Here is an 18842-nt window from a genome sequence, read left to right as displayed (position 1 = left end):
TCCGAATCTCGCGACACCCCGACTCCGCGATCCGCAATTCCCGACGCGTTTTTCGGAGTTGTGTTGAATTTATACTTCCGTAGTATGATGCGCCGATAGTAAAAGTGCCATTTACAGGCCAGGGGACAGGGAAATTGGCTGATTTATCCAGACTGCGTGGCGTCAGGGTTATGGTCATTGACGACAGCAACACCATACGGCGCAGCGCCGAGATTTTTCTCGTGCAGGCCGGGTGCCAAGTTGTTCTCGCCGAAGACGGCTTCGACGCCCTCGCCAAGATCGCCGACCACCAACCCAGCGTGATCTTCTGCGACATCATGATGCCGCGTCTCGACGGCTATCAAACCTGTTCGCTGATCAAGAAGAATCCCCGTTTCAAGTCCACGCCGGTGATCATGTTGTCCTCAAAGGACGGCCTTTTCGACCGGGCGCGTGGCCGGATGGTCGGTTCCGACCAATATCTGACCAAGCCTTTCACCAAAGACAGCCTGCTGCAAACGGTCGCCACCTTTGCCTTGCCGGCCGAGCCAGAATCCAACCAGTAGTCCAGGGAGCAATCATGCCCGTCAAGAACATCCTCGTTGTCGACGATTCCGCTACCGAGCGTTTTTTTACCGTCGATTTGCTGGTCAAGGCCGGCTATCAGGTCATCACCGCCGAGAACGGTGAAGAAGGCATCGCCAAAGCCAAGGCCCACAAGCCAGACCTGATCCTGATGGATGTCGTGATGCCCGGCCTCAACGGCTACCAGGCCACCCGGACGCTGACCCGCGACGAGGAGACCAAGGGCATTCCGGTCATCGTCTGTACTTCCAAGGGGCAGGAAACCGACAAGATCTGGGGCTTGCGCCAGGGGGCGGTCGACTATCTCGTCAAACCGCTGAACCCTGAAGAGTTGTTGCAGCGGGTTGCTGCACTGCCCTGATCAATGGCCAGAAAAACCAGTCTTCGCGATTTTCAGGAGTACCTGGCGGTCCGCCTGACCACCGCAGCCCAAGGGAAAGGCTCGTCTTCCTGGCTGGGCATCGAGGCCGGCAACGAGGTCTGGCTGGTTGACCTTTCGGACGGCGGGGAAATCGTTCAGGCCCCGCAGCTGGCTCCGGTGCCGCTGACCCGGGCCTGGTTTGCCGGGATTGCCAATATTCGCGGCAACCTGCATGCCGTGACCGATTTTTCCGTATTTCGTGGTGGTCCGCCGACGCCGCAGAACGCCAATGCGCGTTTGTTGCTGATCGGCGTCAAGCACGGGGCAAATGCTGCGCTCCTGGTATCGCGCATGCTTGGCTTGAAGAATCCGGAAGATTTCACGCCGGCAGAACCGGATGCATCGACCCCGGCGTGGGGGGCGCAGCGCTACGCGGATACGCAGGGCAAGATCTGGCGAAAACTCTCGGTACGCGAACTGCTTGCCGATCACGATTTCATGAATATCGGGGTCTGACGCGGGCACCTGGCCCCTGACCCCAAGCGGAGGATTCCATGGCTTTCAGTTTCAAACTCCCGAAACTCGGTGCAGCCGGCAAGGGCGGCGCGGCAGCACTGATGACTGTCTCGGCCGATCTTCCGGGCGGTGACAGCGGCGTTTCAGGAAAATTGCAATTGCCCGGTTTCCTGGCCAAGCAGCCCGTCATCCAGCAGATGAAAACCCTTGGCGCCATTTTTGTCGCGCTACTGCTCCTGATTGCCGCCCTGGTTTTCCACGACAATCGCGAGTCGACCCACGGTACCGCCTACATCTCGGCCTCCGGCGAAATGCGCATGCTGTCGCAGCGCCTGGCCAAGGCTTCGCTGCTCGCCCTGCAAGGCAACGTGGTCGCGTTCACGCAGTTGAAGGAATCCCGTGAAACCTTCTCCCAACTGCTTGACCGTCTGACTTCCGGTGGCGAGATCAGCGGCGTTGGTGTTCCCAGCTCTCCCAGTAATGTCCGTCCGCAACTCGAGGCCTTGACCGAGCGTTGGTCGGTGACCGACAAGGACGCCCTGACCGTGATCGATCAGGAAAAGAACCTGGTGGCGCTCGGCACTAGCGTGGCGGTTATCGACAACAAGAACTCCGTGATGTTTGACCTGACCGAGCAACTGGCAGCCTTGAAACTGCAATCCGGGTCATCGGCGCGGGAAATCGCGATGGCCAATCAGCTCGTGATGCTGACTCAGCGCATCGCCAAGAACGCTTCCGCCTTGCGAGTCGGCGACGAAATCAATCCCGAGGTCGCCTTCCTGCTTGGCAAGGATACCAATGCCTTCCGCGACCTGCTGCAAGGTCTGGCCAAGGGGGCCAACGATGCCGACAGCCGCGAGAAGCTGAGTGCTCTCGAAGGCGCCTTCAAGGAATATCAGGACGCCATTGCCAGCATTCTCGGCAACATGCAGCCCCTGGTGCTTTCCAAGCAGGCCGGTTCACGGATTTTCCGCGAAAGCGAGGATCTGCTGAAGGCGACTGACAATTTGGCAGTCGGCTATCAGGCCGGCCTGGCCGAACGTGGCCTGTATGTCGTGCTCTTGATTTTGCTGACCGTGGCGGCCTTGGCGACTTTGGCCTTGCTCGCCAAGATCTACCTTGAGGACTCCAGCCGCCGGGCACAGGCTGCCGAGCAACAACGTCATGCCTCGGAACAGGTCAATCGTGAAAACCAGGACGCCATTCTGCGTCTGATGAACGAACTGGGCGACCTCGCCGACGGCGATCTGACCGTCACGGCGACGGTGAGCGAGAACATTACCGGCGCCATCGCCGACTCGATCAACTACACCATTGAAGAACTGCGCGTGCTGGTCGGCCGGATCAACGATGCGGCCAACCGGGTGACGGCGGCGACCGAAATCGCCCGCCAGACTTCGGCCGAACTGCTCGATGCTGCCGAGCGGCAGTCCAGCGAAATTCAGGAAGCCGGCCAGTCGGCCCTCGACATGGCGCGCTCGATGAGCGAGGTTTCCGGCAACGCGACGCAGTCGGCTCAGGTTGCCCGGCAGTCGCTGATGGCTGCGGAAAAGGGGACGCAGGCCGTGCAGGATTCGATCAAGGGCATGAACGAAATTCGCAACCAGATTCAGGAAACCTCGAAGCGGATCAAGCGCCTCGGCGAAAGCTCGCAGGAGATCGGCGAAATCGTGGAACTGATTTCCGATATTACAGAACAGACCAACGTGCTGGCCTTGAACGCCGCCATCCAGGCCGCTTCGGCCGGCGATGCAGGGCGCGGCTTTACCGTCGTTGCCGAGGAAGTGCAGCGCCTGGCTGAACGCTCGGCGGAAGCGACCAAGCAGATCGCGGCGATCGTCAAAACCATTCAGACCGATACCCAGGACGCCGTGTCGGCCATGGAACAATCGACCCAGGGGGTGGTTGAAGGGGCCAAGCTGTCCGACGCCGCCGGTCAGGCGCTGTCCGAGATTGGCGACGTGTCGCGCAATCTGGCCGACCTGATTCAGAGCATCTCGACCTCGACCCAGAATCAGGCCGATTCGGCCACCGACGTGGCGCGCCTGATGCAGGACATCCTGCACGTCACCGAACAAACCACGGCCGGTACCCAGCGCACGGCGCAGGCGGTGGACGAACTGACCGCCCTGGCTTCCGAACTGAAGGGTTCGGTCGCCGGCTTCAAGGTGGACTGACAGGCAACGCGAGAGACTATGAACGCGGCAACTGCATTTGATTTGGGCCCACTCACCTGGGTCAAGGGCGAAATCGATCTGGCGCTGCAAAGGGCCGAGGAGGCGCTTGGCCAGTACGAATCCGGTGCTGATGCCACGTCGTTGAAGTTCTGTCGCACCCACGTGCACCAGGTCTATGGCGCGCTGTCGATCGTCGGCCTGGATGGTGTCACCCAACTTGTCGAGTCGCTTGAAGCCCTGTTGGTGGCATTCGAGGAAGGTCGCCTGAGCGCGGACGACTCCGGGGTTGCCGTCTTGCGCCAGGTATTGGCCGGCCTGCGCCAGTATCTGGACGACCTGATGGTCGGCGAGCCGAACCAGCCACTTCGCCTGTTGCCGCTTTATCAGGCGCTGGCCAGCGCACGGGGGCAGGCCGCCTTCCATGCCAGCGATCTGTTCTACCCCGACCTGTCGTTGCGTCCGCCGCGACGGGCGGCAACCGAGGCATTGGCGCCGGAGGAATTGAAACAGGTACTGAAGTCGGCGCGCATGGGCTATCAGAAGGGGTTGCTGCAAATGCTGCGCAATCCGGCAGGCGCCGAGAGCGGGCGGCAAATGATGCGCGATGCCCTGGCCAGTATCGAGGCACATCAAGAGAATCCGTCGGCCCGTGCCTTCTGGTGGGTCGCTCTGGCTTTCCTCGAGGCATTGGCCGATCCGGCACTGAATGCCGATCTGTCAGTCCGTTATCTCTGTTCGCGGATCGATGCCCAGATACGCCGCCTGCTGAACGGTTCGAACAATGTTGCCGAACGGGTGATGCGCGAGGCTCTATATTACGTTGCCCAGGCACCGGCCGATCTGACCCCGCTGATCGCCGACGTGCAATCGACGTTCGCCCTGCCCGAATTGATCCCCCTGGCGGCAGCGTCGAATGTTGCACTACCGCAGGAAGCCGCGTTGCGAAAACTGCGCGAGGTATTGGCAGCGACCGAAGAGTTCTGGAACAAATTCTGTACCGGCAATGCGGGAAGCATGGCCGGATTTGCCGACAATGCGCGCAACTGTGCCCAGTTGACCGAGGAAATCGGCCAGACCGATCTCAAGCGTCTCGGCCAGGGACTCGGCGCCGTCGCCAGCTGGCTGGCCGAAGATCCGAAACGTTACAGCGATACGGTGGCCATGGAGGTCGCCACTACCATCCTGTTGCTGCAGAATGCCCAGGAGGGTTTCAAGCGGCTCGGCACCGATTTCGCCCAACAAGTCGATCTGATGATCGCCCGTCTGTACGCCTGCATCGCTGGCAAGCCGGCCTCGGCCGACGAGGGCATTCCCCTGCTCGACGAAATGACACGGCGCGCACAGGAGAAGCTGCTGATCGGCCAGGTCGGACGGGAAATCCAGAACAACCTCGCCCAGATCGAACAGTCGCTCGATGCCTTTTTCCGCGATCCGGCCAAGGGGCACGATCTCGCCCAGCTCGACGCGCCGCTCAAGCAGGTCGGGGGCGCGCTGGCGATGCTTGGCCATTTCGGCGCGGTCAGCAATCTCAATGAATGCAGTGCACGCATCCGCCAATTCGCCGACCCAGATTACCAGCCGGCCAGTGCCGATTTCGAGGCAGTTGCCGAACAGCTTTCCTTGATCGGCTTCTTTGTAGACTCGCTGCAGCACGGGGAAAACGATTTCGATGCCTTTGTCCGCCGGATGGACGGTGAACCGTCGCCCCGTGCGTTTGAAGAGGGGGAATTCGAGGCTACGCCTGCTCCGACCGTCGAGGCACAACTGGCGCAGCAGGCCCGGGAAACCCATGCCCTGGTCGAAGCACTGAAGGAGGCGCCGCAGGATCTCCGCCTGCAGGACGAAATCAAGCAGAACCTGCAGGCGATCCAGAAGGATGCCGATCTCGTCGCCAACCATGAACTGGGCGAGACGGCCAAGGCCGCTCTCGAAGCCTTGGAGGCCGGGGTAGTGCCCGATGCCGCAGTCGACGCGGCACTGTCCGGGCTGATGCCGCAAATGCCGGCGGCGCCCAAGCCTTCCGCCGAAACGCTGCAGTTGGCCGAATCCAGCCACGAGGAAATCGATGCTGAACTGCTCGCCATCTTCCTTGAGGAAGCCGGCGAGGTCCTGGCGGCGATCGGCGAGCAGCGTGAAATTCTGCTGGCCGATCCCCACAACGTCGATGCGCTGACCACGATTCGTCGCTCAGCCCACACCCTGAAGGGTAGCGGCCGCATGGTCGGCCTTACCGATCTCGGCGAAACCGCCTGGGAGATGGAGCAGACCCTCAATTTGTGGCTGCGCCAGGATCAGGCGGTGACGCCCGAATTGATGGGTATGATCGGCGACGCGCATCAGTTGTTTTCGGTCTGGGTCGAACACCTCGAATCGGGCGATGGACTGGCTCCCGATACCGCGGCATTTGTCGCGCTGGCAGGCCGTTTGCGAGGCGTGGAGCCGCTGCCCGTCGCAGTCCTACCACCGATCCCCGAAATGGTCAGCGCCCCCCTCGAGCCTGAGCCGTCCATCCAGTTGATCGAATTGCCGGAGCCAGAAGAGTCCTTCGATGCGGTATCGATGGTGCTCGATTTGTCGATGCTTGACGAACAACCGGCTCCCGAACTGCCGGTCATCGCGGAGGCTCCGCCCAACGAAGAGCCGCTGCACTTGTCCGAGGCTGCGATCGAGATCGAGTCCGACGCTCTTCTCGTACAGGAAGAACTGCCGCAGCCCGTCGAGGAAGCGCTTCCGCCTTCGGTTACCGCCTCGCCGACGCTGTACGATATCTTCCGCGAAGAAGCCCGCGGCTATCTGCAGACACTGATCGACAGCTACGCCGAACTCGATGCCAAGCCGCTGGAGCCAACGACCTTCGAGATGACGCGCGCCGCCCATACCCTCGGCGGCATTGCGGCGACGGTTGGATTGATGCCGCTCAACCGCCTAGCCAGTGCGTTGGAACACGCCCTGCTGCGCCGTGACAATTCGGCTCACCCTGACAGCATCGAGGGGCTGGAAACGGTTCGCCAGGCGATCATCACGTTGGAAAGCATGTTTGCCGGGCTTGCCCAGCAGCAGGAACCCCAGGAACAAAGTCAACTGGTCGCGGCCCTGGAAGACGTGTTTAGCGCGCCGGTCGTCGTTCCGGCCACACCATCGCCTGCCGGTGCGGAAATCATCACCCTCCCCGGCCTGGCCCTGGAAGAGCCTGCAGTTGCCAGCGAGCCGATTCCGGCAGCACCGGCACAGCCCGTGCCGCATCTGACCGATGAACTCGATGAGCAATTGCTCCCCATCTTCCTCGAAGAAGCCGCCGACCAGCTGCGCGATCTGACTGCCCAGCTCCGGGCCTGGCGTGCCGATCCGGCCGGGGAAGCCGCGCCGCACGCCATTGCCCGCCTGCTGCATACCTTCAAGGGCAATGCCCGGATGGCCGGGGCGATGAATCTCGGCGAGGTAACGCACCAACTCGAGACGCGGGTTGACGAGGTAATGCGCGGTGGCAAGGCCAGCCCGATCTTCATCGATGAAATCGAGAACGGTTGCGATGTTCTCGACCAAGCCGTCGAGCGCTTGCGCGCCGGCCCTCAGGAGGCAGTCGTTGAAGCCCCGGCAGTGGTGAGCGAAGCCGCTGCGGTCGCCAGCACGGCCCCGGCGGCGGTCGTCGTCGATGCCGAACACGAAGCCGAGGGCGGCGGACAGCGGGCGACGCTGCGCGTCCGCGCCGACTTGATCGATCGCCTGGTCAACGAAGCCGGTGAGTTGTCCATTGCCCGGACGCGGATTGAAGGTGAAATGCGCAGCCTGAAAACTTCGCTGCTCGACCTGACCGAAAACGTCATCCGTCTGCGCCGCCAGTTGCGCGAAATTGAAATTCAGGCCGAAGGCCAGATTCAGGCGCGCGTTGCCCATACGCCGGAAGGTCAGGCTGAATTCGACCCGCTCGAACTCGATCGTTTCACCCGCTTCCAGGAACTGACCCGCTTCATGGCCGAATCGGTCAATGACGTGGCGACCGTTCAGCAGAACCTGTTGAAGAATCTCGACGATGCCAACGCGGCGATTCTTGCCCAGTCACGCCTGAATCGTGGTCTGCAGCAGGAACTGATGGGCGTGCGGATGATTCCGTTCGCCAGTCAGGACGAGCGTCTCTACCGCATCGTCCGGCAGACGGCGAAGGATGTCGGCAAGCGGGCCAACCTCGACATCGTTGGCGGCCAGGTCGAAATCGACCGTTCGGTCCTCGACAAGATGCTGGCGCCGATCGAACACATGCTGCGCAATGCCATCACGCATGGCATTGAATCCCGGGAGCAACGTCTTGCCGCCGGCAAGCCGGAAGTCGGCGAAATCACGCTGGCCCTGGCCCAGGAAGGCAACGAAATCATCCTGTCCTTGTCCGATGACGGCAAGGGGCTGGATGTCGAACGCATCCGAGTACGGGCCGAGGCCATGGGCCTGCTGCAACCCGGCCAGGTGACCGAAGACGCAACGCTGCTCGATTTCATCTTTCAGCCCGGTTTCTCGACGGCCAGCGAGCTTACCCAGCTCGCCGGTCGCGGTGTCGGCATGGACGTGGTCAAGACCGAGGTAACCGAGCTCGGCGGCCGGGTCGAAATCATGTCCAGGCCGGGTCAGGGAACCACCTTCCGCCTCTACCTGCCGCTCACCCTGGCGGTGACGCAGACCTTGCTGGTGCGAGTTGGCACCCATCTCTATGCCGTGCCGTCGACCATGATCGAGCAGGTCATGGAGATGAAGGAAAAGCAGCTCGCCGCACTGCGCGAAAAAGGCGAGGCCGAATGGCAAGGCAACCACTACCCGCTGCATTTTCTCAGCCATCTACTTGGCGATGCCGATGCTGTGCCGGAAGTGCGTCGCCGCTACTGGGTCTTGCTGCTACGTTCAGGTAGCCAACGTGTCGCCATTCAGGTCGATGAACTCCAGGGCAACCAGGAAGTCGTCGTCAAGAATATCGGCGCCCAGCTCGCCCGCGTCGTCGGTATCGCGGGTGCTACCGTATTGGGCGATGGCCGTGTCGTCCTGATCCTCAATCCGGTCGCCCTGGTCAGCCGGACGCCGGTCATCAGCCTGCAGTCGGCAGAAGGTGCACCGATCGCGGCGGCACACGTCGAAGCCAGGTCGCCGACAGTCATGGTGGTCGATGACTCGCTGACCGTGCGCAAGATCACCAGCCGCCTGCTCGCCCGCGAAGGCTATGAGGTGATTCTGGCCAAGGATGGGGTCGATGCGCTGGAGCAGTTGATCGACTTCACGCCGGACGTCATTCTCTCTGACATCGAGATGCCACGAATGGACGGTTTCGATTTCGTGCGCAACCTGCGAGCCGACGAGCGGCTGAAATCGCTGCCGGTGATCATGATCACCTCGCGGACGGCCGACAAGCACCGCAACTACGCCTTCGAGATCGGCGCCAACCACTACCTCGGCAAGCCCTACGACGAGGAAGAACTGCTCCGCTTGGTTGCAGGTTTTATCAAGGCCAAGGCCGGCGCTTAACTGGCTTTTCTGATCACGCCATAGCGGGCTAGGGTTTTTTCTCTGGCCTGCGCGTGGTCGACGATCGGTCCCGGGTAGTCGCGACCGATGACGACTCCCGCACGCTCCTGCTCGTCTTGGCTCATCCGCCACGGCGAGTGGATGTATTTGTCCGGTACTGCGGCCAGTTCGGGGACGTAACGGCGGATGAACCGGCCCTCTGGATCGAATTTTTCCGACTGGGTTATCGGATTGAAGATGCGGAAATAAGGTTGCGCGTCGCAGCCGCTGGATGACGCCCATTGCCAGCCGCCATTGTTGGCCGAGAGATCGAAGTCGTTGAGCTGCTTGGCGAAATATCGTTCGCCCAGCCGCCAGTCGATGCCGAGATCCTTGCTCAGGAAAGAGGCGACGATCATGCGCAAGCGGTTGTGCATCCAGCCGCTGAAGTTCAACTGGCGCATCGCGGCATCGACCAGCGGATAGCCGGTGCGCCCGGCGCACCAGGCGGCCAGCCCCGCCGGCCAGTCTTCCCAGGCAATTGCATCGTATTCCGGCTTGAAAGCCCGGCCAACAATCTGCGGGAAATGGTCGAGGATCATGAAGTAAAAATCACGCCAGATTAGTTCGCTGAGCCAGCTGTCGGCACCGTTCGCCAGTGCGCCGCGGACCAGTTCGCGAATCGAAATGGTGCCGAAACGCAGGTGGATCGAAAGGTAGGAAACGCCCTTGAGTGCAGGGAAGTCGCGCAGGCTGGCATAGCGCTTGATGCGCCCGGCGGAAAACTCCTCCCACAGGGTGCCTGCCCCCGCCATGCCGGGCTGGATGCCGAGTTCGAGGAGGTCGGTATTCTCGAAACCGATCTCAGCCAGCGCCGGCACGCCGGCCAGTTCGTGGCTGGCGAGTTCCCCCTGCCCGGCGTAAGCAGCGCAGTCGGCCGCCGTCAGGCGCTTCAGCCAGGCATTCTTGTATGGGGTGAATACCGTGAACGGTCTGCCGGCCTGGGTCAGCACTTCGTCACCATCAAAAATTGCCTGGTCCTTAAAGTGTTGGAAGGCGATCCCGCATTCGGCCAGCCGCCTGGCGACCTCGGTGTCGCGCTGCTTGGCCGCCGGTTCGTAATCGCGGTTAGCAAATACCTTGTCGATCCCCAGTTGCTGCGCCAGTGCGGGGATTTCTTCCTGTGCCCGGCCCTGGCGAACGATCAGGCCGCCGCCCCGGGCGCGCAGGGCAGTGTCCAGTTCGACCAGCGACTCACGAATGAAATGCACGCGCCGGTCCTGCCGATTGAGGAGCGCATCGAGAATCTCGCGATCGAAGACAAAGGCGCAATACACCTGCTGTGCCTCGCCCAAGGCCGCGCTCAGCGCGGCGTGGTCATGGTCGCGCAGGTCACGGCGAAACCAGACGAGGGCTTTTTCGTTATTCATGGTTGGTTTGTACCTCGACGGCGATTAAAATTCCACCAATGGACAGCGTCAACCTCACCGATAACTTCCTGATCGCCATGCCGACGCTGGAAGACCCCTATTTCTCCAACGCCCTCGTTTATATCTGCGAACACAATGAGAACGGCGCGCTGGGAATTATCGTCAACCGGCCGATTGACATGAATCTGGCCGGCTTGTTCGAGAAGATCGAAATCAAGCTCGAAGCCGAGAGTCTGGCCAACCTGCCTGTCTATTTCGGCGGCCCGGTCCAGCTCGATCGCGGTTTCGTCCTGCACCGCCCGGTCGGTAGCTGGCAATCGACGCTGGCTATCAACAGCGAGGTTGGATTGACCAGTTCGCGCGACGTCCTGGCCTCGGTGGGCAGCGCCGGCCTGCCGGCGGAAATCCTCGTCACCCTCGGCTACGCCGGCTGGGATGCCGGGCAGCTCGAAGAAGAACTGGCGCAGAATTCCTGGCTGACCGTGCCGGCCAAGGCCAGCATCCTGTTCGACCTGCCGCCCGAAGAGCGCCTGCCAGCAGCGATGCAGAAGCTCGGCATCAGTTTCACACAACTCTCCGACACCGCTGGGCATGCCTGAAGGCACGGTCCTGGCCTTTGATTTCGGCGAGAAACGCATTGGCGTCGCTACCGGCGAAACGCTGCTCGGCAGTGCCCATCCCCTGACGGTGATCCACGCTGAATCGAACGACGACCGTTTTGCGGCGATCGGCAAACTTGTCGCCGAATGGCAGCCGGTGCTGCTGGTCGTCGGCCTGCCGACTCATGCCGACGGCACGCCGCACGAGATGACCCGCCTGGCCCGCAAGTTCGCCGAACGCCTACAGCGCCGCTTCAAGCTGCCGGTCGGCTTCGCTGACGAGCGCCTGACTTCGCTCGATGCCGAAACCCGTCTGCGCGAAACCGGCCGCAACAGCAAATCGGCCAAACCGCTGCTCGACGCGGTGGCCGCCCAACTCATCCTTCAAACCTGGTTCGAAAGCCCGCACCATGTCATCCCTGCCCCAATCTCTGCCTGACGCCGAGGCCCAGTGTCGCCAGTTGGCCGACCTGATCCGTCCGCATCTTGGCCGCCAGCCGGCGCTGATCGGCATTTACAGCGGCGGTGCCTGGATCGCCGAGCGCCTCAAGGAACTCCTCGGTCTGCCCGAAGATATCGGCCTGATCGACGTTTCCTTCTACCGCGACGATTTCGCCGAGAAGGGCCTGCACCCCCAGGTCAAGCCGACGGTGATTCCTTTCGATGTCGAAGGTCGCCACCTGATCCTGGTCGACGACGTGCTCTATACCGGACGCACGACCCGCGCCGCGCTCAACGAGCTGTTCGACTACGGTCGCCCGGCCTCGGTGGCCATGGCGGTGCTGGCCGACCGCGGCGGGCGCGAGCTGCCGATCGGGGCCAGCTATTGTGTTTGGGATGTCGATTTGGCGGCCGGGCAGAATCTGGTGCTCGGCAAGCAGGACGATGGTCAACTCGCCTGGAGACTGGAAAATGTTTAACCCGCAGTTGAACAAGGATGGTCAACTCACTCACCTGCTGACCATCGAAGGTTTGCCGCAGGCGATTCTGACGCAGATTCTCGATACCGCGGCCTCCTTCATGGAAGTCTCGGCGCGCGAGGTCAAGAAGGTGCCGCTGCTGCGCGGCAAGAGCGTCTTCAACCTGTTCTTCGAGAACTCGACGCGCACCCGCACTACCTTTGAGATCGCCGCCAAGCGCCTCTCGGCTGATGTCATCAACCTCGATATCAACAAGTCGTCCACGGCCAAGGGCGAGACCCTGCTCGACACCATCGACAACCTGTGCGCCATGCACGCCAACCTGTTTGTCGTGCGCCATGCCTCGAGCGGCGCCCCCTTCCTGATTGCCGAGCACCTCCACCGGATTGGGCGCGACGACGTGCATGTCGTCAATGCCGGCGACGGTCGCCATGCCCACCCGACGCAGGGCCTGCTCGACATGTACACCATCCGCCACTACAAGAAGGATTTCACGCAGCTGCGCGTCGCCATCGTCGGCGATATCCTGCATTCGCGGGTGGCGCGCTCCGACATCCACGCCTTGACCACTCTCGGTGTCCCCGAAGTTCGCGCCATCGGCCCGGAAACCCTGCTTCCCAAGCATCTCGACAAGCTCGGCGTGCATGTCTTCCACGACATGAACGAAGGCTTGAAGGACGTCGACGTGATCATCATGCTGCGCTTGCAGAACGAACGGATGACCGGCGCCCTGCTGCCCTCGGCCGGTGAATACTTCCGTCACTACGGCCTGACGCCGCAGAAGCTGGCCCTGGCCAGCCCGGACGCCATCGTGATGCACCCGGGGCCGATGAACCGCGGCGTCGAAATCCACTCGGCAGTGGCCGACGGCACGCAGGCCGTGATCCTGCCCCAGGTCACCTTCGGCATTGCCGTGCGCATGGCCGTCATGAGCATCGTTGCGGGGAACTGACATGCAGATCGAAATCAAGAATGGTCGCCTGATCGACCCGAAAAATGGCGTTGATCGCAGTACTTCCGTATTCATCGTCGACGGCAAGGTCGCCGGGCTGGGCCAAGTGCCGGCCGGTTTCTCTGCCGAGCGGACCATCGATGCCGCCGGCTGCATCGTCTGCCCGGGGCTGATTGATCTCGGCGCCCGCCTGAACAGCATCGAAGCCGAACTCGCCGCCGCCGTCGCCGGGGCGTGACCTCGCTGGTCGTGCCCCGGATGCCGATCCGCCGCTCGACGAGCCGGAACTGGCCGACCGCCTGGTGCATCGCGCCAAGGAAATCGGCAAGGCCCGCGTCCTGCCGCTCGGCGCCCTGACCCTCGGCCTTAACGGCGAGCGCCTGGCGGAACTGGCCGGCCTCAAGAAAGCCGGTTGTGTCGCCTTCTCGCAGGCCAACAAACCGGTGGTCGATACCGAAGCCCTGCTCCGCGCCATGGAGTACGCAGCCACGTTCGATTTCGCCATCTGGCTGCAGGCCCAGGACTACTGGCTGGCCCGCAACGGCATCGCGCATGAAGGCGAAGTTGCCAGCCGGCTGGGCCTGGCCGGCATCCCGGTCGCCGCCGAAACCATCGCCATCGCCACCATCGTCCAGCTGGTACGCGATACCGGCTGTCGCGTCCATTTGACCCGCCTTTCGTCCGCAGCCGGCGTCACCCTGGTCAAGCAGGCCATCGACGAAGGGCTGCCGCTGAGTTTCGATATCGGTGTGCATCACCTGCTGCTGACCGAAAACGATATCGGCTTCTTCAATCCACACGCCCGCTTCAGCCCGCCGCTGCGCACCCAGGCCGACCGCCAGGCGCTGTCGAATGCCGCCGCCGCCGGCATTGCCGCGATCTGCTCGGACCACACGCCGGTCGGCGCCGACGACAAGCTGCTGCCCTTCGGTGAAGCCAAGCCCGGTGCTACCGGACTTGAAGTCCTGCTGCCGTTGACCTTGAAATGGGCGGAGGCGGCCGGCGTCGGCTTGAGCGACGCGCTGGCCCGCATCACCTCGGCGCCGGCCCGGACCCTGGGCCTGGCCAGCGGGCAGTTGGGTATTGGCGCCGTGGCCGACATCTGTATCTTCGATTCGGAAGCCACCTGGCAACTGACGCCGGAGGCGCTCAAGAGCCGGGGCAAGAATTCACCCTGGCTAGGCTACATGATGAGCGGCAAGGTCAAGACGACGATGGTCGGGGGGCGGGTCGTCTTCGGCGAGTGATCCAATCGTGTTTCATGTTTAGCTATTTGGAATATTAATTTAGAATAAAAAAGCCTCGTCGCGGATGCGGCGAGGCTTTTTTCAATTAATCCGGAGGGCAACTCGATGAAACGTATCCTGATCGCGATCATGCTGTGCCTGGCCAGCATCAGCCTGGCGTTCGCCGCAGTCAATATCAACACCGCCAGCGTCGATGAACTCGATGCCGTCAAGGGCATCGGCCCGAGCAAAGCCAAGGCCATCGTCGATTACCGCAGCAAGAACGGGCAATTCAAGTCGGTGGACGACCTCAAGGGGGTCAAGGGTTTTGGCGAGAAAAGCGTCGCCCGGCTGCGCGGCGAACTGACGGTCGGCGATTCGGCAAGCCCAGCGGTCAAGTCGGCGAAAAAATAGTCACTCCCTGGCCGACTGACCGGCCGGGCCGGTCAGTCGGCCACCAGACGGGCGACCGCTGCCGCCGTGGCGCCCGTCACTTCCAGCACCTTGCGCCGGGAGGTCTGGCCGCTTTTCAGCAGCACCGCCGATTTCGCCAGGCCCAGGGTTTCGGCGACGAAACGGAGCAGCGCCTCGTTGGCCTTGCCGTCTACCGGGGGCGCGGCGAGGCGGATTTTCAGGGCGTCGCCATGGCGTCCGGCAATTTCGGTTTTCTTGGCGCCGGGCTGGATGTGCAGGGTCAGCGTGATGTGGCCGTCGTTGGCGACGCGAAACCAATCCTCGCTCACAGGAACATCAGAACGACTTGCAGTAGCAGGATAGCGACCAGCGGTGAGAGATCGATGCCCGAAATGAGCGGCACGAAGCGGCGGATCGGGTCGAGCAGCGGCCGGGTCAGTTGATGCGTCGGAGCGGACAGCGGCGAATAGGGATTGATCCACGACAGCACGGCTTGCAGGATCAGGGCGCCGATCAGGATGTATACCGCCAAGCGTAGCAGCCCGCGGATGGCAATCCAAGCCACCATCAGCGCCACCGATGCGGGGTCAGCCTCGATGACATGCCCGGAGGCACCTACGATCAGGCCGGCCAGCAGCAGTTGCAGGGCAAAGGCCGCGAACAGGCTGGACCAATCGAGCCCGGCAATGCCGGGAATGAAGCGGCGCAGCGGCTTGACCGCCCAGTTGGTCAGCGCGACCACGAAATTGCCGAGCTGGCCGGCAAAGGAGACGCGCATTACCTGCATCATGAAGCGCAACAGGAACAGTGCGCAGAAAAAGCTGACGACCGCGTCGAGCAAAAAGACAATGGCTTGCATGGTCAGGCGGCGCCGAGCAGTTTGCCCAGTTCCTGGCCGCGCGCTTCGGCTGCCATGACGCCAGCGATGATGCCTTCCTTGACGCCTCGTTCGGCCATCGTGCGCAGTGCGGCTTCCGTCGTGCCACCCTTGGAGGTGACGCGCTCGCGCAGCACCGAGGCCGGCTCGGTCGATTGGGCGGCGAGGGCCGCCGCGCCCTGGACCGTTTCGATCGCCAGCTGGCGACCCTGCTCGGGCGTGAAGCCAAGGTCCGCCGCCGCCTGCTGCAGGGCTTCGATGAACAAAAAGACGTAGGCCGGACCGCTGCCGGAAAGGGCGGTCACGCCATCCATCCGGCCCTCCTCTGCTATCCAGACCGTGCTGCCGACGGCGCTCAAAACATGGTCGGCGGCCGCCCGTTCCTCGGCGCTGACTTCCGGCAACGGACAGAGGCCGGTGATGCCGGCGCCGATCAGGGCCGGGGTATTCGGCATGCAGCGAACGATCTTGCGATGGCCGCCGAGGAAACCTGACAGGGTGGCCAGATCGAGTCCGGCGGCGATGCTGACGACCAGCGCCGGGCCGAGTTTGCCGGCGAGCGGCGCGACCGCCTCCTTCATCTGCTGCGGCTTGACTGCCAGCACCAGCAGATCGCCGGCCGATCCCAGTTGGGATGCCGATTCGACACAGTTGACCGCGTAGGCTTGGGTCAGCTTGCTGCGTGCTTCGGTGCCGGGGTCGATGACCGTGATGTCCGTGGCGACAAAGCCTTGTTTCAACATGCCGCCAATCAGCGCGTTGGCCATATTGCCGCCGCCCAGGAAGGTAATTTTCATGCGTAATTTCTCTCACCAAAAATGGCCGTGCCGATGCGGACGATGGTCGCACCTTCGGCAATGGCTGCTTCAAGATCGTGGGACATGCCCATGGAAAGGGTATCGAGCGGCAATCCCGCCGCCTGAATCCGGTTGTAGATTTCCCGCACCTGTCTGAATGGAAGGCATTGTGACGCGTAGTCGTCAGTCGGTTCGGGGATCGCCATCAGGCCCCGCAAGCGCAGCCCGGGCAGACGAGAAACCGCTTCGCATAAAGCACGGGTTTCATCAGGAGCACAACCGCTTTTGCTCGACTCGCCGGAAACATTGACTTGGACGCAGACATGGAGCGGTGGCAAATAGGCCGGACGCTGCGCCGAGAGGCGCTCGGCGACCTTCAGCCGCTCGATGGAATGGACCCAGTCGAAGCGTTCGGCAACCAGGCGCGTCTTGTTGCTTTGCAGTGGGCCGATGAAGTGCCACTCCAGACGCCGGGCGGCCGTTTCAACAATCTTGTCGACGCCTTCCTGGACATAATTCTCGCCAAAAGACCGCTGTCCGGCCGCGGCGGCTTCGAGTACGCAGCTTAGTGGCCAGGTCTTGCTGACGGCCAGCAGCTGGACGGTTTCGGGCGAACGCCCGGCTGCCTTGGCGGCTGTGGCAATCCGCGCCCGGACGGCTTGCAGGTTGCTGGCGATTGCGCTCATAATCAATAGGAATTTCCGAATAATTTCAGTATACACGCGCCCCGAGGACGATTCGCATGGACATCACCGAACTGCTGGCCTTCAGCGTCAAGAACAAGGCCTCCGATCTTCATTTGTCCTCCGGCTTGCCACCGATGATTCGCGTCCATGGCGATGTCCGTCGCATCAATCTGCCGGCCATGGAGCACAAGGATGTGCACGGCATGGTGTATGACATCATGAACGATGGTCAGCGCAAGATTTATGAAGAAACGCTGGAGTGCGACTTTTCATTTGAAATTCCCAATCTGGCGCGCTTCCGGGTCAATGCCTTCAATCAGCAGCGGGGAGCCGGTGCCGTCTTCCGGACCATTCCCTCCAAGGTGCTGACCCTGGAGGAGTTGAATTGCCCGAAAATCTTCAAGGACATTTCCGAGTACCCACGCGGCATCGTGCTGGTTACCGGGCCAACCGGTTCCGGCAAATCGACGACGCTGGCCGCCATGGTCAACCATGTCAATGAAAACGACTACGGGCATATCCTGACCGTCGAGGATCCGATCGAATTCGTCCATGAGGCTAAAAAGTGCCTGATCAACCAGCGTGAAGTCGGGCCGCACACGCTGTCCTTTTCCAACGCCCTGCGCTCGGCCTTGCGCGAAGACCCGGACGTCATTCTGGTCGGCGAAATGCGCGACCTGGAAACCATCCGCCTGGCGCTGACCGCGGCCGAAACCGGTCACCTGGTGTTCGGGACGCTGCATACCTCGTCGGCGGCGAAGACGGTGGACCGCATCGTCGACGTTTTCCCGGCTGCGGAAAAGGAAATGGTTCGTTCGATGCTCTCCGAATCGCTGCGGGCCGTCATTTCGCAGACATTGTTGAAGACCAAGGATGGTCAGGGCCGGGTCGCGGCCCATGAAATCATGATCGGCACGCCAGCCATCCGCAATCTGATCCGCGAGAACAAGGTGGCACAGATGTATTCGGCGATCCAGACCGGCCAGAATTTCGGGATGCAGACCCTCGACCAGAATCTGCTGGAAATGGTCCGTCGCAACATCGTTTCCAGCGCCGAGGCGCGTAACAAGGCTGCCAACAAGGACGCCTTCCCGGGCTGAGCGTTGGCCAATAACCAATTCAAGGGGTAGTTATGGAACGCGATCAGGCAATGAAATTCATGCACGATCTTTTGCGGCTGATGTCGCAAAAGAAAGGCTCGGACCTTTTCATCACCGCTGGCTTTCCGCCCGCGATCAAGATCGACGGCAAGATCACGCCGGTCTCGAATCAGGTGCTGACCGCCTCGCACACCGCCGAACTGGCCCGTTCGATCATGAATGATCGCCAGGCCGCCGAGTTCGAGGCGACCAAGGAATGCAACTTCGCGATTTCGCCGGCCGGCATCGGGCGCTTCCGGGTCAATGCGCTGGTCCAGCAGGGGCGCGTCGGCGTCGTCTGCCGGACGATCAACATGAGCATCCCAACCCTTGACGAGCTGCAGTTGCCGCCGGTGCTGAAGGACCTGGCGATGACCAAGCGCGGCCTGATCATCTTCGTCGGTGGTACCGGTACCGGCAAGACGACCTCGCTGGCGGCCCTGGTCGATTACCGCAACGAGAACACCTACGGCCACATCATCACGATCGAGGATCCGATCGAATACGTGCATGAACACAAGAACTGCATCGTCACCCAGCGCGAAGTTGGCGTCGATACCGATGACTGGGGTCCGGCGCTGAAGAACACTCTGCGTCAGGCGCCGGACGTCATCCTGATGGGCGAGATTCGTGACCGCAACACCATGGACTATGCCATCGCCTTCGCCGAAACCGGTCACCTCGATATCGTCTGATAAAGGAA

The 18842-nt window shown here is 62.1% G+C and carries 18 protein-coding genes and 1 pseudogene; 14 read left to right on the top strand and 5 right to left on the bottom strand.

The genetic code is table 11. The annotated features are described in order from the left end of the window. The first annotated feature begins 170 nt into the window (after positions 1-170). Genes NQE15_RS23170 through NQE15_RS23150 form a run of 5 tightly spaced genes read left to right on the top strand, consistent with a single transcriptional unit; the run spans position 171 to position 9120 of the window. Complete coding sequence (locus NQE15_RS23170) at positions 171-545, top strand: response regulator (protein ID WP_265945198.1); 375 nt, start codon at positions 171-173, stop codon at positions 543-545. A gap of 14 nt (positions 546-559) precedes the next feature. Further along, a complete protein-coding gene (locus NQE15_RS23165; protein WP_265945196.1) occupies positions 560-925 on the top strand; it encodes a response regulator transcription factor in 366 nt (121 codons plus the stop codon). 3 nt (positions 926-928) lie between these two features. Next, complete coding sequence (locus NQE15_RS23160; RefSeq protein WP_265945194.1) at positions 929-1441, top strand: chemotaxis protein CheW; 513 nt, start codon at positions 929-931, stop codon at positions 1439-1441. Between the two features lie 38 nt (positions 1442-1479). Then, positions 1480-3618 (top strand): methyl-accepting chemotaxis protein, encoded by a 2139-nt coding sequence (locus NQE15_RS23155; protein WP_265945192.1) that lies wholly within the window; start codon positions 1480-1482, stop codon positions 3616-3618. 42 nt (positions 3619-3660) lie between these two features. Next, positions 3661-9120, top strand: coding sequence for an Hpt domain-containing protein (locus tag NQE15_RS23150; protein WP_265945190.1), 5460 nt, complete (start codon positions 3661-3663; stop codon positions 9118-9120). Here NQE15_RS23150 and NQE15_RS23145 read toward each other — a convergent pair. Next, positions 9117-10529, bottom strand: a complete 1413-nt coding sequence (locus tag NQE15_RS23145) for a cryptochrome/photolyase family protein (RefSeq protein WP_265945189.1) — start codon at positions 10527-10529, stop codon at positions 9117-9119. The genes NQE15_RS23150 and NQE15_RS23145 overlap by 4 nt on opposite strands. Before the next feature lie 38 nt (positions 10530-10567). Here NQE15_RS23145 and NQE15_RS23140 point away from each other — a divergent pair, with 38 nt between their 5' ends. The 7 genes from NQE15_RS23140 (at position 10568) to NQE15_RS23115 (ending at position 14640) form a co-directional block, all read left to right on the top strand. Beyond that, positions 10568-11128 (top strand): YqgE/AlgH family protein, encoded by a 561-nt coding sequence (locus tag NQE15_RS23140; RefSeq protein ID WP_265945187.1) that lies wholly within the window; start codon positions 10568-10570, stop codon positions 11126-11128. Continuing rightward, on the top strand, positions 11121-11567 hold the full coding sequence (gene ruvX, locus NQE15_RS23135; protein WP_265945185.1) for a Holliday junction resolvase RuvX: 447 nt from the start codon (positions 11121-11123) through the stop codon (positions 11565-11567). The genes NQE15_RS23140 and ruvX overlap by 8 nt, the downstream gene beginning before the upstream one ends. Further along, on the top strand, positions 11539-12048 hold the full coding sequence (gene pyrR, locus NQE15_RS23130; protein ID WP_265945183.1) for a bifunctional pyr operon transcriptional regulator/uracil phosphoribosyltransferase PyrR: 510 nt from the start codon (positions 11539-11541) through the stop codon (positions 12046-12048). The genes ruvX and pyrR overlap by 29 nt, the downstream gene beginning before the upstream one ends. After that, positions 12041-13000, top strand: a complete 960-nt coding sequence (locus tag NQE15_RS23125) for an aspartate carbamoyltransferase catalytic subunit (protein ID WP_265945181.1) — start codon at positions 12041-12043, stop codon at positions 12998-13000. Before pyrR ends, NQE15_RS23125 begins: the two co-directional genes overlap by 8 nt. 1 nt (position 13001) lies before the next feature. Next, positions 13002-13238, top strand: a complete 237-nt coding sequence (locus NQE15_RS23975) for a hypothetical protein (RefSeq protein WP_323054923.1) — start codon at positions 13002-13004, stop codon at positions 13236-13238. Between the two features lie 64 nt (positions 13239-13302). Beyond that, the gene (locus NQE15_RS23120) at positions 13303-14247 is read left to right on the top strand and encodes a dihydroorotase (protein ID WP_323054922.1); all 945 of its coding nucleotides are present in this window, start codon (positions 13303-13305) and stop codon (positions 14245-14247) included. A gap of 105 nt (positions 14248-14352) precedes the next feature. Next, a complete protein-coding gene (locus tag NQE15_RS23115; RefSeq protein WP_265945180.1) occupies positions 14353-14640 on the top strand; it encodes a ComEA family DNA-binding protein in 288 nt (95 codons plus the stop codon). A gap of 32 nt (positions 14641-14672) precedes the next feature. Here NQE15_RS23115 and NQE15_RS23110 read toward each other — a convergent pair whose 3' ends face one another. From NQE15_RS23110 to NQE15_RS23095, 4 genes are read right to left on the bottom strand one after another with little or no spacing between them, the layout of a single operon-like run. Continuing rightward, positions 14673-14969 carry a DUF167 domain-containing protein gene (locus tag NQE15_RS23110; RefSeq protein WP_265945178.1) on the bottom strand — a complete coding sequence of 99 codons (297 nt, stop codon included), beginning with the start codon at positions 14967-14969 and terminating at the stop codon, positions 14673-14675. Further along, positions 14966-15499, bottom strand: a complete 534-nt coding sequence (locus tag NQE15_RS23105) for a YggT family protein (RefSeq protein WP_265945176.1) — start codon at positions 15497-15499, stop codon at positions 14966-14968. Before NQE15_RS23105 ends, NQE15_RS23110 begins: the two co-directional genes overlap by 4 nt. A gap of 2 nt (positions 15500-15501) precedes the next feature. After that, on the bottom strand, positions 15502-16314 hold the full coding sequence (gene proC / locus NQE15_RS23100; protein ID WP_265945174.1) for a pyrroline-5-carboxylate reductase: 813 nt from the start codon (positions 16312-16314) through the stop codon (positions 15502-15504). Continuing rightward, positions 16311-17000: a YggS family pyridoxal phosphate-dependent enzyme gene (locus tag NQE15_RS23095; RefSeq protein WP_265945172.1), complete on the bottom strand. Its 690-nt coding sequence runs from the start codon at positions 16998-17000 to the stop codon at positions 16311-16313. The genes proC and NQE15_RS23095 overlap by 4 nt, the downstream gene beginning before the upstream one ends. A 56-nt stretch (positions 17001-17056) precedes the next feature. Here NQE15_RS23095 and NQE15_RS23090 point away from each other — a divergent pair, with 56 nt between their 5' ends. Together NQE15_RS23090 and NQE15_RS23085 are read left to right on the top strand one after the other, a co-directional pair. Further along, positions 17057-18100: a type IV pilus twitching motility protein PilT gene (locus NQE15_RS23090; protein ID WP_265945170.1), complete on the top strand. Its 1044-nt coding sequence runs from the start codon at positions 17057-17059 to the stop codon at positions 18098-18100. A gap of 32 nt (positions 18101-18132) precedes the next feature. Continuing rightward, positions 18133-18822, top strand: a pseudogene (locus NQE15_RS23085) (ATPase, T2SS/T4P/T4SS family); the annotation flags it as partial. Between the last annotated feature and the right edge of the window lie 20 nt (positions 18823-18842).

Source organism: Dechloromonas sp. A34 (assembly GCF_026261605.1).
Classification (GTDB): Bacteria; Pseudomonadota; Gammaproteobacteria; order Burkholderiales; family Rhodocyclaceae; genus Azonexus.
This window is presented reverse-complemented; position numbering and strand designations above follow the sequence as displayed.

Bases quoted from the DNA above. Each gene is read 5' to 3' on its own strand.
- NQE15_RS23170 (WP_265945198.1), top strand. From the start codon at position 171: ATGGTCATTGACGACAGCAACACCATACGGCGCAGCGCCGAGATTTTT.
- NQE15_RS23165 (WP_265945196.1), top strand. From the start codon at position 560: ATGCCCGTCAAGAACATCCTCGTTGTCGACGATTCCGCTACCGAGCGT.
- NQE15_RS23160 (WP_265945194.1), top strand. From the start codon at position 929: ATGGCCAGAAAAACCAGTCTTCGCGATTTTCAGGAGTACCTGGCGGTC.
- NQE15_RS23155 (WP_265945192.1), top strand. From the start codon at position 1,480: ATGGCTTTCAGTTTCAAACTCCCGAAACTCGGTGCAGCCGGCAAGGGC.
- NQE15_RS23145 (WP_265945189.1), bottom strand. From the start codon at position 10,529: ATGAATAACGAAAAAGCCCTCGTCTGGTTTCGCCGTGACCTGCGCGAC.
- NQE15_RS23140 (WP_265945187.1), top strand. From the start codon at position 10,568: ATGGACAGCGTCAACCTCACCGATAACTTCCTGATCGCCATGCCGACG.
- ruvX (WP_265945185.1), top strand. From the start codon at position 11,121: ATGCCTGAAGGCACGGTCCTGGCCTTTGATTTCGGCGAGAAACGCATT.
- pyrR (WP_265945183.1), top strand. From the start codon at position 11,539: ATGTCATCCCTGCCCCAATCTCTGCCTGACGCCGAGGCCCAGTGTCGC.
- NQE15_RS23125 (WP_265945181.1), top strand. From the start codon at position 12,041: ATGTTTAACCCGCAGTTGAACAAGGATGGTCAACTCACTCACCTGCTG.
- NQE15_RS23975 (WP_323054923.1), top strand. From the start codon at position 13,002: ATGCAGATCGAAATCAAGAATGGTCGCCTGATCGACCCGAAAAATGGC.
- NQE15_RS23115 (WP_265945180.1), top strand. From the start codon at position 14,353: ATGAAACGTATCCTGATCGCGATCATGCTGTGCCTGGCCAGCATCAGC.
- NQE15_RS23105 (WP_265945176.1), bottom strand. From the start codon at position 15,499: ATGCAAGCCATTGTCTTTTTGCTCGACGCGGTCGTCAGCTTTTTCTGC.
- proC (WP_265945174.1), bottom strand. From the start codon at position 16,314: ATGAAAATTACCTTCCTGGGCGGCGGCAATATGGCCAACGCGCTGATT.
- NQE15_RS23095 (WP_265945172.1), bottom strand. From the start codon at position 17,000: ATGAGCGCAATCGCCAGCAACCTGCAAGCCGTCCGGGCGCGGATTGCC.
- NQE15_RS23090 (WP_265945170.1), top strand. From the start codon at position 17,057: ATGGACATCACCGAACTGCTGGCCTTCAGCGTCAAGAACAAGGCCTCC.